General features: G+C 40.1%; 17 protein-coding genes and 2 tRNA genes. 10 read left to right on the forward strand and 9 right to left on the reverse strand.

Annotated elements, in window-relative coordinates; all coding sequences use genetic code 11:
• Positions 1-450: 450 nt before the first annotated feature.
• Both A9957_RS10140 and A9957_RS10145 read left to right on the forward strand, forming a co-directional pair.
• Positions 451-1,677, forward strand: coding sequence for a proteasome-activating nucleotidase (locus tag A9957_RS10140; protein WP_128754501.1), 1,227 nt, complete (start codon positions 451-453; stop codon positions 1,675-1,677).
• Positions 1,678-1,748: 71 nt separating this feature from the next.
• Positions 1,749-1,823: transfer RNA gene (locus A9957_RS10145), tRNA-Glu, on the forward strand.
• Positions 1,824-2,038: 215 nt separating this feature from the next.
• On the opposite strand, the gene A9957_RS10150 is transcribed toward A9957_RS10145, so the two are convergent.
• Positions 2,039-2,530, reverse strand: coding sequence for a rubrerythrin family protein (locus tag A9957_RS10150; RefSeq protein WP_105460381.1), 492 nt, complete (start codon positions 2,528-2,530; stop codon positions 2,039-2,041).
• Between the two features lie 103 nt (positions 2,531-2,633).
• Here A9957_RS10150 and A9957_RS10155 point away from each other — a divergent pair, with 103 nt between their 5' ends.
• The gene (locus tag A9957_RS10155) at positions 2,634-2,996 is read left to right on the forward strand and encodes a dihydroneopterin aldolase family protein (protein ID WP_096713037.1); all 363 of its coding nucleotides are present in this window, start codon (positions 2,634-2,636) and stop codon (positions 2,994-2,996) included.
• Here the strand turns inward: A9957_RS10155 and hisC are convergent.
• The 8 genes from hisC to A9957_RS10195 form a co-directional block, all read right to left on the reverse strand.
• Positions 2,991-4,076: a histidinol-phosphate transaminase gene (gene hisC / locus A9957_RS10160; RefSeq protein ID WP_128754500.1), complete on the reverse strand. Its 1,086-nt coding sequence runs from the start codon at positions 4,074-4,076 to the stop codon at positions 2,991-2,993. The two genes, A9957_RS10155 and hisC, sit on opposite strands and share 6 nt — an antisense overlap.
• Complete coding sequence (locus A9957_RS10165) at positions 4,063-5,169, reverse strand: acetylornithine transaminase (RefSeq protein WP_243641557.1); 1,107 nt, start codon at positions 5,167-5,169, stop codon at positions 4,063-4,065. Before A9957_RS10165 ends, hisC begins: the two co-directional genes overlap by 14 nt.
• Positions 5,170-5,240: 71 nt before the next feature.
• Complete coding sequence (locus A9957_RS10170; protein ID WP_096713040.1) at positions 5,241-6,086, reverse strand: acyltransferase; 846 nt, start codon at positions 6,084-6,086, stop codon at positions 5,241-5,243.
• 131 nt (positions 6,087-6,217) lie between these two features.
• Positions 6,218-6,691: a PUA domain-containing protein gene (locus A9957_RS10175; RefSeq protein ID WP_096713049.1), complete on the reverse strand. Its 474-nt coding sequence runs from the start codon at positions 6,689-6,691 to the stop codon at positions 6,218-6,220.
• A gap of 198 nt (positions 6,692-6,889) precedes the next feature.
• The gene (locus tag A9957_RS10180; RefSeq protein WP_292344124.1) at positions 6,890-8,350 is read right to left on the reverse strand and encodes an RtcB family protein; all 1,461 of its coding nucleotides are present in this window, start codon (positions 8,348-8,350) and stop codon (positions 6,890-6,892) included.
• Positions 8,351-8,367: 17 nt separating this feature from the next.
• Positions 8,368-8,796: an archease gene (locus tag A9957_RS10185; RefSeq protein ID WP_096713042.1), complete on the reverse strand. Its 429-nt coding sequence runs from the start codon at positions 8,794-8,796 to the stop codon at positions 8,368-8,370.
• A gap of 44 nt (positions 8,797-8,840) precedes the next feature.
• Entirely contained in the window at positions 8,841-9,452 is a 612-nt protein-coding gene (locus A9957_RS10190; protein WP_105460385.1) for a CDP-alcohol phosphatidyltransferase family protein, read from the reverse strand.
• A gap of 46 nt (positions 9,453-9,498) precedes the next feature.
• Entirely contained in the window at positions 9,499-10,044 is a 546-nt protein-coding gene (locus tag A9957_RS10195) for an aldolase (protein WP_241645970.1), read from the reverse strand.
• 91 nt (positions 10,045-10,135) lie between these two features.
• On the opposite strand from A9957_RS10195, the gene A9957_RS10200 reads away from it, so the two are divergent.
• From A9957_RS10200 to A9957_RS10230, 7 genes are all read left to right on the forward strand, one after another.
• A tRNA-Thr gene (locus A9957_RS10200) sits at positions 10,136-10,209 on the forward strand.
• Positions 10,210-10,519: 310 nt separating this feature from the next.
• A complete protein-coding gene (locus A9957_RS10205; protein WP_096713045.1) occupies positions 10,520-10,942 on the forward strand; it encodes a phosphate-starvation-inducible PsiE family protein in 423 nt (140 codons plus the stop codon).
• A gap of 503 nt (positions 10,943-11,445) precedes the next feature.
• Positions 11,446-13,089, forward strand: coding sequence for a TIGR02556 family CRISPR-associated protein (locus A9957_RS10210; RefSeq protein WP_096713046.1), 1,644 nt, complete (start codon positions 11,446-11,448; stop codon positions 13,087-13,089).
• Positions 13,086-13,964, forward strand: a complete 879-nt coding sequence (gene cas7b, locus A9957_RS10215) for a type I-B CRISPR-associated protein Cas7/Csh2 (RefSeq protein ID WP_241645968.1) — start codon at positions 13,086-13,088, stop codon at positions 13,962-13,964. The genes A9957_RS10210 and cas7b overlap by 4 nt, the downstream gene beginning before the upstream one ends.
• 17 nt (positions 13,965-13,981) lie before the next feature.
• Positions 13,982-14,662, forward strand: a complete 681-nt coding sequence (cas5b, locus tag A9957_RS10220) for a type I-B CRISPR-associated protein Cas5b (RefSeq protein ID WP_096713047.1) — start codon at positions 13,982-13,984, stop codon at positions 14,660-14,662.
• Positions 14,625-17,018 (forward strand): CRISPR-associated helicase Cas3', encoded by a 2,394-nt coding sequence (gene cas3, locus A9957_RS10225; RefSeq protein WP_292344126.1) that lies wholly within the window; start codon positions 14,625-14,627, stop codon positions 17,016-17,018. The genes cas5b and cas3 overlap by 38 nt, the downstream gene beginning before the upstream one ends.
• 9 nt (positions 17,019-17,027) lie before the next feature.
• Positions 17,028-17,678, forward strand: coding sequence for a CRISPR-associated endonuclease Cas6 (locus A9957_RS10230; RefSeq protein WP_096713057.1), 651 nt, complete (start codon positions 17,028-17,030; stop codon positions 17,676-17,678).
• Positions 17,679-17,695 lie beyond the last annotated feature (17 nt).

Here is a 17,695-nt window from a genome sequence, read left to right on the forward strand (position 1 = left end):
CCATTCATCCCCTCAGATTTATGGTCTGCATTGTTTAGATTGATTTGTGAAGCGTTATTACAGTTTCACACATATCCATTATATGCAATAGTTGGTATGATAAGATCGTATATAAGTCTTTTGTTATATATTTGTTTTAAACTGTTTTTTACTTGTGAATAACAATAAAATGAAACTAAACAATTTAAAGACCCATTTTTCTCTTTATTCATAACAAGCAAAGAGAACAATGTGATATAAATATTATCATATCTTGCCTTTTGCTCCAATGGAAATAAAGGGGTTGTTTTTATCTGTATAGAAGTGTGAAACAGGTCATATAGGAAGACAATATGCGCAAAAACACAGATAAGAATCATAAAAACATAGATGAAAATACATAATACACGCCCAGATAATACCTGAAAACAGGAGTGGATTTATATTCGATGATATGCATAGGGACGCATTATGTCCGATGCAACTGCAAATACTCCTATTGAAAATACCAATAACACTGTTGATACTGCAGAGGAGATGGACTCTGAGATCGAATCACTCAAAAAGGAAAATGAAGAACTACGAGTCCAGAGTGAATCTATGAGAGCAAAGCTTCTTGAAGCAAATATGCTGGCAAACAACTACCTCGAGGAAATGGAAAAACTCAAGGAACAACTCGAGCGTATTACATCACCCCCCCTTTTCATTGCAACTGTCGTGGAAACAGAAGATGATATGGCGCTTATCCGTCAGCATGGCAACAACCAGGAAGTCGTTACACAGATCCCCGCAGAATTCAAGGATGAAATCGAACCAGGTGTGCGAGTATCCATCAATGCTGCATTTTCCATTGTATCAGTAATGCGCAAAGCAACCGACATGCGCGCCCAGATAATGGAAGTTATCAGTTCCCCTGATGTAGATTATGATATGATAGGCGGGCTGGATGACGTCCTCAACGAGGTTATCGAATCCGTAGAGATGCCTCTTACCGAACCCGAACTATTCGATAAGATCGGTATCGAACCCCCATCCGGTGTCCTTATGTACGGTGACCCCGGCACAGGAAAAACACTGATTGCCAAAGCAGTGGCATCCCGTGCACATGCAAGTTTCATACGTATGTCCGGTTCGGACCTGGTCCAGAAATTCATCGGAGAAGGAGCAAGGCTTGTAAAAGATGTATTCCAGATGGCCCGGGACAAATCCCCGTGCATACTGTTTATTGATGAAATCGATGCCGTGGGCGGAATGCGTACCCATGACGGCACCACAGGTTCTGCAGAAGTAAATCGTACAATGCTGCAACTGTTGTCCGAGATGGATGGATTCGAGCCACGCGGCCAAGTTAAGATCATAGCGGCCACAAATCGTATAGACCTGCTTGACCCGGCACTTCTTCGCCCGGGAAGGTTTGACAGGGTGATCGAGGTCCCAATACCCGATGAAAAAGCTCGCGAGGATATCTTCAGGATCCATACTCGCCATATGAATCTTGCAGATGATGTGGATATGACCAAACTTGCTAAGATGGCCAACGGCCTGAGCGGAGCAGACCTCAAGATCATTGTCAAAGAGGCAGGGATGTTTGTCCTGCGTCGCAGAGGCGAACAGATCACCATGAAGGATCTGACTGAGGCCTTCAACAAAGTCACAACTGAAGAAGAACAGAACACAGCAAGCGGGATGTTTGCCTAACCCCGCTTCTTGTTTTTACAAAAGCTTAATATAGCATAAATTGCTTTAGAATTGTGCCCACATGCCAATGCGCTCCGATAGTGTAGCACGGCCAATCATACAGGACTCTCACTCCTGTGACTCGGGTTCGAATCCCGATCGGAGCATTTTTTCCCGTTTTCATACTCTTTTCTATATATACACTAACCCCTTAGTGTAAAATATAATTTACAAAGAAAGCGTTTTTTGTCCTTTTTGTACAATAAACATATTTATAAATGCCCTAAATATTAATTGGAACAAATAAAATGACAGCACTTTAACCAACAGGTAGCAGCAATAAATAAAAAATAGAAGAACATGTCCCAATCAACAGGACACTTTAATCAATTTTCTTGAACTTAGAAGCTGGGGCACCACAAATTGGACATACGTCCGGTGCACCATTTTCTACAGTATTGCCACAAACTTCACATACGTAATACGCAACTTCTTCATTGTTGCCTGCATTATCAAGGGCTTTTTTGTAAAGTTCGGCATGAATTGCTTCTACCTGATTGGCAACATCAAAACTCCAGACAGCCTTACCGTTACCTTCCTCTTTTGCCTGTGTTATGAATTCTGGATACATTTCCTCAAATTCATAGGTTTCTCCCTCAATGGCCTCCCTGAGGTTTTCCTCAGTACTCTTAATACCATTCATAATTCCCAGATGGTTGTGAGCATGAATGGTCTCAGCTGCTGCGGCAGCCCTGAACAGTTTCGCTATCTGGGAATAGCCTTCTTCATCAGCTTTTTTTGCAAAGGCCAGATACTTCCGGTTTGCCATGGACTCACCGGCAAATGCTCCTTCAAGGTTTTCAAGTGTACTCATAGAATATACTCCTTATTTTGTAACCATACCACCTTATACCTGATACTATGTAAAAATGTACCCCATCCACAAATATAAATAGCACTCTGCCATCCCACCAATCATGGAAAAGAGACCTGATGATGCGCAAATGGCCGCTTTTGAAGCGGGGATCAAACTGGGAGCCCTCTATCACCAGTTCACGGGTTCACCCCTTAACCTGCAAAATGTGGATAGCCTGGAAAAAGCCATTGCTGAAAGTATTTCTGTACAGCCGTTTGTTGAAGAGATCAACGTAACTATAAACAGGGACATTATAGCCGAAGAATTAAATGGTGAATTCGGATACTGCGAACTTGAAGGAAAAATGTTGACAGTGCATCTGGTAGTAATTCACGGAGATATCAGAATCCGGGCATCTATGAAATACAACAAAGAACTGGATTACCCACTCATGAAAATAAATGAGATCGAAAGCCTCTCATAAATAGGTCGAAAAGCCTTCCACTACTCTTTCATTTTGTTCTCTTGTACCTACTGTGACTCTGATAAAGGAATCCCCTGCATCACGGAATGAAGTGCAATCCCTGACAATTACTCCCCTGCGCAACAGGTGGTCGCATACATCCTTTGCACCATGGGGGGCAACGTCCACAAGCATAAAATTAGCTTGGGATTCATATACATTGAAAGGCATATTTACCTTCAAATAATCACGACCATCGATTACCATTTGTTGGCTGGCCTCCCGATGCTTTTTGTCCGAAAGGGCAGCAATACCTGCTGCAACAGCCGGTGCACTTACATTGAAGGGAGTAGCAGCTTTCATGTATTCGACCTTAAGCCAGGCAGGCATTATACCGTAACCAAGTCTTAAACCTGCCAGTCCGAAGGCTTTGGAAAAGGTCCTTCCAACAACAAGATTATCATATTCCCCTACAAGAGATACAATATCTGAGTCTGCAAATTCCACATAGGCCTCATCCACAAAGACCAGGCACTCAACAGAATCCAGCAACCTGCGCAGTTCTTTTTCAGCAGTGATATTACCCGTGGGATTGTTTGGGGAACAAATGAAGACTACTTTTGTGTTCTCATTTACAGCAGCAATGACCCTGTCAATATCCACATCAAATTTTTCATTGCGTTTCACAAATACCGGTTGTGCACCACATGCAGTTGCAGATATCTCGTAATAGGAAAAGGTGGGAGTTGTAATCACAACTTCCGAGTCTGCAGATATGAGCATTCTCATCAGGCCGTCAAGTAAACCATCCATACCCGGACCGGATGCCACAATATTGGCCTGGGGCATACCAACATAAGCAGAGATCGCATCCACAAGTTCTCTGGCATCTGCCGAAGGGTAAATATTCACATTACCGGCAGCTTCCTGCAGAGCTCTGACTGCTGCCGGAGAAGGACCCAGAGGATTTTCATTTGACCCTAATTTGATGATTGAATCGGGTTCCAGATTATATTTTTCAGCGATCTCGGCAACCGATTTGCCCGGCACATAGGGAGCTATCGACCTGATCTCAGGTTTTACCAGTTCATAAATTGCCAATTATATCCACCACCGAATCTACCTGTTCTTCGGTTATGACAAGAGGAGGCACCATACGCAGGATATTGCCTGCTGTGCAATTGAGCAGCACACCTTTCCCAAGGCCCGCAGTTACCATCTCCGTACATGAGTCCTTCACACGTACGCCTATCATCAATCCTTTACCCCGGATTTCCAGGAAATCCTCACGGTTTAAACCTTCCAGTTTCTGCACGAAATACTCACCCATAATGCGGGAGCGTTCCACGAGTCCTTCTTTTTCAATTGCATTAATGGATGCCAGGGCTGCTGCACAGGCAAGGGGACCTCCACCAAAGGTTGCGGCATGCTGGCCCTTCTGGAAAACAATATCTCCCCTGCTTGCAATGGCACCCATGGGAAATCCGCCACCCAGTGCTTTGGCCATTGTCATTATATCCGGAGCCACATTGAAATAATCCTTACAGAACCACTTGCCCGTACGCCCGAAACCAGTTTGGACCTCATCGAATATTAACAGGGTACCGGTCTCATCACAGATTTCCCTGACCTCTTTAAGGAAATTTGAGGAAGGAACATTGACACCACCCTCTCCCTGGATGGGCTCCACAATTACAGCTGCTGTATCCGAATCAATGGCATCTGCAATTGCCGGGGAATTATCGTAAGGTACAAAATCAACCCTGCCGGGAAGGGGTTCAAAGGGTTTCCTGTAGGCTTCTTTGGAAGTTACCGCAAGTGCCCCCATTGTCCTGCCGTGGAATGAGCCTTCTGCGGCCACGAAGTTCTTTTTCCCAGAATAGGCACGGGCCAGTTTCATAGCAGCTTCTACGGCCTCGGTGCCGGAATTGCAGAAGAACAGGCGATCCATGCCGGTAACCTGTGACAGCTTTTCTGCAAGGTCAGCCTGTACATCGGTATAATAGAGATTGGATACATGGATGAGTTTGCCTGCCTGTTCCTGTATTGCTTTAACAACTTTGGGGTGGCAATGTCCCACATTGTTTACGGCTATTCCTGCAACGCAATCGATGTACTGTTTGCCGGCAATATCCCATACAAGAGCGCCGGCTCCTTTTTCCAGTGCAATAGGATAACGACCGTAGTTTTGCATAACGTATTTTGAATCTTTCTCTACAATAGAGTTATAAATCTCAGTAGTTTCACTCAAAAAAGAACACCTTTTTATTGTGGTTGGTCTGCTATGTCCAGTTTTATCAGTTCCCTGTCCCGGGCGACCTCTTCTTCTTCACGTATGAAAGTGGTGCCACCGGTGGCTCGCATAACACCATCGACCCTTGAATCCTCATGAATCCTGATAGAGTAAGCATTGATCTCTCCCAGTATATGGGTGCCTTTACCCACTACAACCCTGCCCCGGGAGACAATGTTACCGTGGATGGCATTATTTTCACCGATCTCGATATCACTGGCTGTCCGGATACTTCCATACAAAGTAGTAGCATCGCCCATTTCCAGTGATTCAGCCCTTATATTACCTACGAGCCTGCAGTTATCTCCTATGGTAGCTGCCCCGGGTACCCTGATAGAGTCTGCAGATATACGGGATCCGTTGGGAACTACCATAGCACCATAACTGATCTCTTTTGCTTCCTCTTCAAAGAATTCACTCATAGCCTTTTCTACTTCTTCACCCTTACCCATACGTAGAAGTTCGGAGATATAGAGGAAAATGTAAGTGATTACAGGCACAGGATTACGAACAACTATCCAGCCATGAGCTTCAAACCCTCTGTTGATCTTCACATCATTACCAACATCAAGATCTCCATTAACGAAAAGTTTGCCATCTATATTCACAAACTCGCCAATATAGCCATTTTCGCCACAGCGCACATTGCCACCGATTTTTGACCAGATATCTATGCGAATATCAGACCTGGCAAGTACATCACCTGATACTGATACCCTTTCTCCGATTATAACCGAATCAGCAATTATACCGTAGCGTATATCGGAATGGTTCCCTACTATGATATCCTCATCCAGAACAATATTATGTTCTTCCATTTTCGTATTTGGAGGAATTACAAAGGTTTTCAGGAGCTGGTCGTCTTCGATAGTTTCACCTTCTGAGGAAGTACAATATAATTTACATGCTTATTTTGAATATATATTTAGATTTTGATTGCAGCTACATATCAGCTGCTATTAACCCCAACCCTGACATCAACAGCCGGGCCGTTCTGCATGGCAAGAACTTCTTCAGGGGCAAGTAATAACTGCCCTGTAGCAATAAGATTGTCCTGTTTATCCACAAGCAAAACTTCATCTCCAGCCCTCAGATCGGGGTCTATGTTCTCCACATGCTTGGCAAAGGCAGTTTTGCCTTTTGAGACAAAGGGGATCGCATCCTCACACATCATCACGCGATAGCCCGGTGTTGGAAGATGGGAATGAATCAATGAGGCCCCCTCAATACTTAAAGTGAACATTCCGTCTCTCGCACGTACCGTGGCCATACGTTTCCCTTCGGAAAATATCTGCCTGATTCTTTTGGTACGGGATAACTTGAATGTGATGTCACCGGCAAAGAGAATGTTCCCACACCCCTTCCCGAACTGGTAATCAGCCATAATGCGGACCTGTTTAATACGTGATACCTCTTTTGTCATGGCCATAAAAAAGTACTAGGACATTAAATGAGTAGCGGTGAATACACGAGGATTAATCAAACATTTTAAATATTATAGTCACCCATTGGAATATGAGGAAGCGGAACCTGTCATATGGTTTAATACAGAATTACTGTAACCAAGCAAAACCATTCATCCCCTCAAACAATGTGTTCCCTTCCTCATATTCTCTCAATTTTAACCTTTTACAACACCCAGAGGCATGAGTTTGGCGACCTTGCCTGCAATACCAAGCCTGTCAACAACATCCACCACCTCACTGCTGGATTTGTAAACCCCGGGTGCTTCTTCGGCAATGACCGACGGGTGGGCTGCCCTGACAGAGATGCCCTGGCCACTGAGGTCTTTTTGAATCTGTTCTCCCCTGAAAGTGCGTTTCGCACCGGAGCGACTCATTATCCTGCCGGCACCATGACAGGCGCTTCCAAAGGATACATCCATTGCTGCCTGCTTACCGCAGAGCACATAGGAGGGGGTACCCATACTGCCCGGGATAAGCACCGGCTGACCTACATCCCTGTATGCCTGTGGAACATCGGGATGGCCTGCAGGAAAAGCACGGGTGGCACCCTTGCGATGTACATAAACCTGTTTTTTTCCACCGTCTACATCATGTTCTTCCAGTTTGGCGACATTGTGGGCCACATCATAGACCAGATTCAGACCCAATTCATCTGCATCCATATTCATTTGTTGTTCGAACACTTCACGACAGTGGTGCATTATGATTTGGCGGTTGGTCCAGGCATAGTTGGCTGCTGAGGCCATTGCACAGAAATAGGCCTGTGCTTCTTCTGATTGTGCCGGTGCACAGGCAAGCTGTTTGTCAGGCAGGTTAATTTTGTATTTCTCCACTGCACGGGTGAGATTGCGCAGGTGGTCGGTGCATACCTGATGACCCGCACCCCGTGATCCGCAATGGATCATGAAAGTAAGCTGGCCCTGTTTGAGATTAAAAGCTTCAGCCGCGACCGGATCATATATCTCATCCACATACTGTAATTCCAGGAAATGATTGCCGCTTCCCAGGGTTCCAAGCTGCGGCCTGCCTCTTTTGCGGGCTTTGGCGCTGACCTGTGCAGGGTCGCCTCCTTCAATGCAGCCTTCACCCTCACAGTGGGTGAGATCAGCTTCTACACCATACCCCTGCTCCACAGCCCAGCGGGAGCCTTGGGTGAAGATTGCTTCAAGTTCACTTTCCGATGCCCGTATTCGGCTTTTGGAACCCACACCCGAAGGTACGGCCTTGAATAGGGAATCCAGCAGGGCATTGATTTTACCGTCCACATCGGATTTTACCAGATTGGACCTGATCAGACGTACACCGCAGTTGATGTCAAATCCCACACCACCGGGACTGATGACACCTTCCTCGGCATCAAAAGCGGCAACTCCCCCTATTGGGAAACCATATCCTACATGAGCATCGGGCATTGCCATTGAGAATTTCTGTATTCCTGGCAGCGTGGCCACATTGGCTACCTGGTCCACTGCTTCCTTTTCCAGATTGGTGAACAATTTATCTGAAAGATATATCCTGCCCGGTACCCTCATCCCGGGCTTATATCCCATGGGAACTTCCCATATATCATCATCTATCCGTTCAAGTCCTTCTATTTCCGGTCCTTCTGTATCCATCCTATCGAATCCCCTTTTCATGTATCCACTGTAATGCGTACCGTAACTCCTTGTGATGTGATTTGTACACCAAGGTCATTATATGTTACTGCTTTGACTTCGGTGTCAAATACGTGTTTTTCAAGATCCAGAGGTTCACCCTCTGCTTTTGCTGAAAGTAGGTATTCAAGGCCTTTTTTCTCAATCGCAAACACTTCAAATCTACTGAATACAACCATATTAACCTCAAAGAGATAAAGAAGTTCAGAAAGCCAGTCCACAAGGAGGTTTTCCAGATCAGGTGCCTGCAATTCAATATATTCGGTAATCTGGGGATTAATGTCGGAAGTATCGATCATAACGTTAAACATTGCCTGGGCAGCATTTGCGAAGGCTTCTTCTGCGGTGGCCCCAAAGGCTTTGAACCTCGCATCTGCGGTATGTTCGATGAATTCGTATTTTTTCATGAAGACAACCAATTACGGGGAGTAATTTAAATCATGCGTCTGTTTCAGCCCAGGTGTGTGTGGATAAAATGTATACGCTGCAGGGCGGTTACATGGGAAGCAATACCCATAAGGATAAGGGACCAGCCAAGCAGGGTGTAGCCAAATATAGCCTGTGGATATATTATGTGTAACAGCGACGCTGCCATGATCAGTACAAGACGGTCCGCCCTGCCCATAATTCCACCATAGAATCGACCGATAGATAATGCCTGGGCCTGTGTACCGAGATAACTTGTCAGCAGAATGCCTACCATTGTGAACAGGCCAATACCCCAGCCTGCGTATCCCCCGAAGATCATGCCGCCGACAATAAAAACATCTGCATAGCGATCGACCAGATGATCAAGGAAATCCCCGGCCTTGTCGTTTATGAGGAGATAGCGGGCCATGCTGCCATCCAGCGCGTCAAACAGGGAGTTGAGGACCACAAATATAAGTGCCGCCCCTATCATAAAAATGTTGGACGCTCCCAGGGCATAGCACAATCCTGCGGCTGCAGAAAAAAGCAGGGAAGCAAGTGTTACCTGGTTGGGGGTTATGCCCATGTCTGCAAATATCTTTGCGAGTCTTGATATGGGACCTGCAAAAACAGGCCTGAAACGGTCCAGGGTCATTGTATAGTCCCCTTAGTTGTTCCTTCCATGATTTAATCTTTTACTTTCATAATGAACTTTTAGCAAGATCATAGTAATAACGCACCTTACAGGTGTGTTCAATCTGGGTAGTATTGATGTAGGCATGGGCCAGAGTCTTCCCTGTAGATATGGTGCCGTGGCTTTTGACGATAACCCCGTCGGATTCTGCCAAGGCCTCAGCGGAGTTTGCGGCAAGTTCTTCACTGCCTATGCTGCCTTCAACAATCGGCACGGGCCCGAGGAAGCACACACCTTCACTATCCAGTGGCTCAATGCTGCCAGATTCATCCAGCAGTGACATAACTACTGCAAAGGGGCAGTGCCCATGCACGATGCATCCGGCATCAGTTTCCTGATAGATACGCCGATGAACCCGGGTTTCCGACGACGCGAGACTGTCAAATTCACATGAGGTATGGATGGGAACTTCCACCACATTCTCCGCACAGATCTCATCAAGCGGACAACCGCTGCGGGTTATCAACATGCTGTTGCCCCGACGTACACTTATATTTCCAAAATGAGACTCAACAAGCCCGTGATCCACGAGTTTTTTCCCGATTCTTGCCATTTCCTGCCACATAAGAGTTAGATATAGTGCAACCAGCCATAAAATTTATGTGCCATTATGGTATCTATGGGTTGCATTCGATACCATAAGCGCCTCGGTGGCTCAGCCTGGCAGAGCGAGTGACTTGTAATCACTAGGTCGCGTGTTCAAATCACGCCCGGGGCTTTCTACTACAAGTAATAGGCCTTAATCCTTTTATATAGGTTTTTTGATTATTTACCCATACAAGATTAAGGTATTAGATCTGGACTTATACGACCATGAAAAACAAGTTGAAACTGCATTAGGTTAAAGGACCAGATTCAAGTTACTAATTCAATATGGACAGGCATATTTCTTTAGAAATTATTCTATGAGGAATTTTACAAAGGCACCTTTTCTTTCTCTTAATAGCTAACATTGATATTTTAGAGCAAACATGTTATATCGATGCCATTCCAATTACTAATAGTCTAATTTGGGCGTGAAGGGAAACATGATAGATCATGATGAAGTATTTGATACAGTTATAAGGTATGTCACTTTTTCCGTCCTTTATATACTAATAATAGCAATAATTGTAGGATTACTAAAAATTATATATGATGTTGGATATATTATATATGAACTTCTTGGCGGTAATTTCATCCATATAAATTTCATCGACGTAGTTGTTGGCGTTCTTACAATTTTTATTCTTATTGACCTTTTCAGGACTTTCGTTGATTATCGTGAGCATAAACGCATTAGAATTGTCTATATAACGGATGCTACTATTTTGATAGTTATGCGTGAAATAGCAGCTGGAGTTTATGTAAATCGAATCCAATATGAATTTATTTTAAGTTTATCAATCTTACTACTTGTATTGGGCCTAATAAGAATTCTAGCTATAAAATATCCTGCTGATAAAGTATAAGTTTCTGTCCTTGTTATTTGCAGTGCATTAGCAAGTATAGGGCTTTTTGATATAATGTTTCACATACGGGCAAATAATAAATTCTAAGAAGAATTTTTAAAATTATAAATGTCTTTACTTAAAAAAAGAGTAGCCATTTTACTTACAACGATTCTACTGAAAGGACCATTAACAATTAAGTACTGTATGTCAACTACACTCTCACCTGACAAAGGTGCCTTTAAATGAAAAATATAACATTAATTGCCACGACATCTGAAAGCAGGTCTCTCGCTGGGGATTAGTTCTTTTTTTGCAGATTTAAAATCAACTATATTCTTGTTTATTTCAGATATTAAGAATCTGAAGTCATGAAACATTATGCTATAATGTAATCATACCGAAAAACTTTTTTAGTCCATTACCTTTTTACTCTTACTAAATATTCAATGCATAGGGGATATAATATATATTGACAGGAGGATATCTCTTGCCAAAATCATTATGTTGGGGTATATGTCAAAATGATAGAAACCATATGTAATATTGGAAAAACAGTCCAGAATATTGATGGGGAACAGGATATAATTGATTTGTGGCAAAAAGAAGAAGGTGCAGATTATGATTTAATCCTTGAAATAGATGTTTCTGGTGACTCAATTTCGGTAGATTCTAGAGATTTTGAAAAGAAGGTCTTCAGAGATGGATTGCTTTATACACAAGGAAATTGGTTTGTTGGAGCTCTTGTGAAAAAAGATTCTTACAAAGAAAAAAATATAAAAAAATCTCTTGATTTTCTCGATATCCCTGAAGAAAAGTATGATGATATAAAAGACACTCTTGATCAAAAAATAGAAGAGTACAAAGGGTCAAATTTTGTGATTCTTTTCAAGAAGGATGGAAAAACTCCAGTAGATATAGCAAAGGGCAAGTTTTTGGAAGAAATTGAAAAAAATGGCCTGAAAAAAGTCAACTATTCCGGATATTGCCAAATGTGCAACCAATTTGCTGATACATTATATGACAGTATTATTTATAAGTGCTATACCAATGACAAAAATATCTTTTCAAACACCGACGGTTTATCTTATGGCATCTGCTATGATTGCTTAATCAACATTTTAGCGGGTCGCAAATATATCCATAATTATCTGGAAACATGGTGGGGCGGAAGTAAAATGTTGTTCTTGCCTCACGATTATAACAAAGACATAAAAGAGATATTTGAGGACGCGGATATCGGTGATTTAGAGGATCGAAACCTCCTTAATAATATCCGTTATCATGAAGATTTGGTGATGAAACAAATTGGTAAATCCCACACCAATGTAGACATTATATTTTTCTCTTCACAAAAATCAGAATGGAAAATCACATACCATATAAGAGATGTAATGCCTTCTTGTTTTACAAAAATTGCAGAACTTGAGCATAAATATGCGGCTTCAGGTTACAACCTTCAATTGTGGCAGATTTTACTTTATCTTTTGGGCGGGAATTCCAAGATTAATGAAATATTTGGAACTAATGAAGCTAAAAATTACCTTCGTGATATTTTTCATGGCAATAAAATCAATCGAAGAATATTCTTTTCCAGAGCCATGAAAAAATACAGACATGATTATTATGAAGGCTACAAACAAATCTCTTCAATTCATCGGGTGTATAATTTCCTTGTTGATTGTGGATGTTTGAGTAATGGATGGAAATTAGTTGAGAAAAAGAAAGGAGTTTATGAAATGGCAGAATATGAAACTGAAGACCAGTTTTTCGAAGAAAATTCAGAATTCTTTGACAACTCTGTTAAAAAGGCATGGTTCTTGTTAGGGCACTTGTACAATGCCATGATATACGAGTCAAAAAAATACAAAAGTGGTGATGATCTGCAGAATGCAACATCCCATCTTGAAAAGAACTTTTTCTTTGGAAGGAAATTCGATTTCAAGACTTTTGTATATATTGCAAATCAATGTTCAGAATTAATGTATAAGTACGGAGTTCAAAACAAAAAATATCTGAATAATTATCTTTCTTCATCAAAAGAGCTTATGGGAGCAGGGGATGAAAAAATTCCAAATGATGAAGCGAAATATATTTTCTTCTGGGGAATGCAGCAGTGGATCGGAAAACCCAAGGATAATCTAAAAGTTGAAGGAGTGGATGAATGATGGCAAACACACGAGAATACTTACTGGTATGGGATAGCACAATGGCAAATCCTAATGGGGATATGCTTAACGACAATAAGCCAAGACATGATGAAATAACAGGGCAACTTGAAGTCTCAGATGTCAGAATAAAGCGGTTTATTCGTGATGAATGGCAATCTACGGGCCACAATGTACTGGTAAGAACAAAAAAGGATGACAAAGGAAAAGTAATGTCCTGCACCAATTTGATCAAAGAGATAATGAAAAATGCTGATCTAAAAGAAAATGATTTACCAGAATACATTTTGAAGCAATATATTGATGTAAGACTTTTTGGTGCAGTCATAACCAAACCAAAATATGACATTACAGGTCCTTTGCAGGTCATGTGGAGCAAATCCGTAAATCCTGCGGAAATAAAATTCATGCAAGGAAATTCTGCTTATGCGGGTGGGGAAGATAAAAGTCAATCAACGATTTGGTCCAAATATGTAACACCTTATGCTTTGTTTAAAACATATGCAGTTTATAATGACAATGTTGCAAGAAAACAAGGAATTGAAGTAAGTGAAAATGACCTGAGTGAATTTACTACGGCGTTGATTAATGGCCTTATAAATTACAGGAGTACTTCAAAAAACCAGATGCCACGTTTACTGGTGGAAGTGATATATAAGGAACATAGAATAGATGGAGAACTTAATTACGTAGATGTCAATTTTGATACATCTAAAGATGAGGTCAGAGATATTTCCCAGACAACTCTTGATCTTCAAAAGTTAAATGAATATTATGAGTCCAAGAAAGAGTTCATCGATAAGATTGTCATTTATAAGCACAATACGGCCAAAATTGTCAACCTCCCAGAAGAATTTGAAGTAATTAATTTCTAATGAGATGGAGGTTCCTTATGGACTGCTTGGTATTTAGAGTGAAAAGTGGATATGCAAAATTCAGAAAACCATATACCACTACTTCTGCTCTTACTTTTTTATGCATTCATCCACCAGCAATAAAAGGGCTGATTGGAGCAATTGTTGGTATAGATAGGGGCGATCTTTATGAAAGTACAAAAGATATGAGGATTGGTATTCAGGTACTGTCTCCAATTCATAAAGATATGCAGACAATAAAGTTAGTTAGCATGAAAAATGAAAATGACCTTTTTAGCTTTCCAGTTAATGCCGAATTCCTGAGAAACCCTGAATATAGAATTTTTGTATCATGGAGACCAGAGAAACTTGATGAACTGGAAGACCATCTGAAAAATCAGAAACCAGTTTTTACTCCTTATCTTGGTGTAAGTGAACATGTAGCTAAAATTATTTTTGAAACCCGGTGTGAAAGTATACGTACACAAACCCGAAACAATGTGGATAGTATAATTCCAATTAATTGTTTTGATCTTGATCATTGCGATTTAAAAATATTTACTGACAATATTCCAGTTTCAAATAATGAAAAACGGGAATACACTAAATATGAAAAAATAATGTTTGGTTTCAAGAATGATAGGCCATGTGCATTGAAAGGAAATGCTACAGGAGAACTCCATGAAGTTGTCGGACAAAACGTTTTCTTTTTCCAATGAAGATTTCAATTTGAAATCACACCCTCACCAGTCTTTAAAAGAGCATCTTGAGGGTGTTACATCAATTGCTTTAGGTATATTCGATAAGCAAACGGAAAACTCCGAGAAAAGAGAGGCCATAAAAAAGATATGTATGGCACATGATTTTGGTAAAGCAACTTCATTTTTCCAGGACTATATAACTTATGATGAAAAATCATCAAGACAATCCAGAAAATTTGGAACTGAGAAAAATCACTCCTTACTATCTGCTATTTTCGCATACTGGTGGCTTCCAGAACCTTACAAACTAATGGGTTATCTGGCTATAAAGAGACATCATGGAAGTATCAAAAATACTAAAGATGAAACTGAATTATTAGACGAATACGATATTTTGGAAAAACAACTTGCAGATATAAAAGAAAATAGTCAATGTGAACTGGAACGCATCTATGATATGAAATTAGATGATTTCTTGAAGTTTGCTAATCGAGGCAACATCCGTCAAATTAGGAAAAATTGGAGTCAAGAAAAGCGGACAAATAATGGTTATACGATTGACTACATTTTAGAATTCAGCTATTTTTACTCATTACTTTTAACGGCAGACAAAATGCAGCTCATAGACGAAACGCCGGATTTACCATCTCAAAAACCAAGTTTTGCCGTTGAGAAATATAAAAATCATGTACGTGAAGAATTGTTGTCAAAAAATCCCCTTCTTGAAAAATCACACATATTCAATATACGTGAACAAATATTTGATGAACTGAAAAAAGAGCTTCAATCAATTGATCTGAAATCTGAAAGTTTTTTTTCCATAAATATCCCTACTGGTTCAGGTAAAACTTTCCTTGCTTATTATTCAGCTCTTTACATGGCAAACAAACTTGAGAAAAAATATGGATATGCTCCTGATATCGTTTATACCCTTCCGTTCTTAAGTATCATAGATCAAAATTACAGAGAACTGGCTAACATAGTTAAATATAATCAAAATTCAGAACCAAAAGATACGGAAATCTTAAAGTACCATTCACTTTCAGAAATAAAATATGAATCCGAAGATAAATATTATGAGAACTATGATGCCAGATTTTGCTTTGATAACTGGCAAAGTAAAATAGTAACCACTACATTCGTGCAACTATTCAATACTATATTTAAGATTGGCAACCATTCGATAGGCCATCGTTTCCATAGAATAGTTAATTCCATAATTATTCTTGATGAAATACAAGAAGTAGACGAAAAATATTATCCAATAATAAGGCAATTTTTCAATAAATTGGCCAGTGAATACAATGTAAAATTTATTTTTGTTACTGCTACAATGCCAATACTAATTGATAGCCATGAACTTGTACCAAATAAAAAAACATATTTTGAAGATTTAAATCGAATAAAAATATGCAATCATTTATCTGAAAGTTCTTCTCTGGATAATTTTGGGGATTTATTGCTTGAAGATATTGAAAAAAGACCAGATAAGAGTTTTTTAATTGTTTTGAACACAATCAAAACTTCAAAGGATATATTTGAACTACTACAGGAAAATACAGACAGACAGTGTGTTTATTTGTCCACCGAAATTTACCCAAAGGCCAGACTTGAAAAAATCGATTTTATTAAAAGAAGTGAAGAAAATTTAGTAGTTGTGTCGACACAATTAATTGAAGCCGGTGTAGACATTGATATGGATGTTATATATCGGGATTTTTGTCCACTTGATTCTATAAATCAAACCTCAGGGCGTGCTAATAGAAATGGAAAGAGTGAAGAACCAAGTGAAGTTCATTTATATAGACTGAAAGATGAAAATACCGGATATTATTATCACAACTATATTTATCCCCCATTTTTGATAGATATTACACAAGACATCCTTAAAGATAAGAATATAGTTGAAGAAAAGGACATCTATTCATTAAATGAGAAATATGCTCAAAATATAATGAAAAAAGTGAGCCATGACATATCGACAGAAATATCCAAGCATATACAAGTTCTTGATTTTAAGAAATTAAGGAATTCATTCGAGCTTATTGATAACAAAGATATTCCAAAGCATGATGTTATAATTGAAGCTGATTCCACATGTTCTAGTATAATTAATAGTCTAGTTCATTTGCACAATAACTGGAAAGAAAATAAAACACAATGGGAATATAACTTCGAAATCAAAAATTTATTTAGGCGTTTGAACCAATATAAAATATCAATCAATAATAAAACCTATTCTTCGTTACATGATAGTCTTCAAGAAATAAAAGGCTTTGATGTAGAATATCTCCCGAAGAATTGCGATTCAACTCAACTATATTCTGAAGAAAGAGGTATCATTTTAGATAACTCACAAATTGAAATTTTTTGAGGAGTAAACTTGCATATAAACTATACATGTGTACAATATCCTGATGTCCGCCTTCGTATGCGAGACGGAGCCAAAATTCGAGGGTTTTTTGCTAAGACATATTCTTCAGAGGACCGTATGCATAATCACACCGATACAGGGCCAATTTATAGGTACCCGGTTGTGCAGTATAAAGTAATCGAAGGTATTCCTACTCTGGTAGGTGTTGCTGATGGTGCTAATTTGATATTAGACGTGGGAATATGTACAGAAGAGATTAATATTGAAAATACACGATTTTGTTTGGAGAGAGCAGAAATTAACACAAATTCGGCCTCATTTGGAACATGCAACGATATACATAAATATATTTTCAAGACACCCTGGCTTGCTTTAAATCAAAATAACAGTGAAAAATATAGAAATGCAGACGAACTAGCAAAGGATTCCCTATTATCTAAAATTTTAATTGGCAACTTACTTTCAATGGCAAAAAGCCTTGATTGTTGGGTGAATGACGAAATCCGCATAAAATTAAATGTAATACCGATCAAAGTTAATTTTAAAGGAAAAAGTATGATTGCTTTCAAAGGAGGATTCAAAGCAAATTTTGATATTCCTGATTACTTAGGAGTAGGGAAATCCGTATCCAGAGGCTATGGTTCGATTGAAAAACAATGAGGGGATGATGAAATACA

It is taken from the genome of Methanohalophilus sp. DAL1 (assembly GCF_001683555.1).
GTDB lineage: Archaea > Halobacteriota > Methanosarcinia > Methanosarcinales > Methanosarcinaceae > Methanohalophilus > Methanohalophilus euhalobius.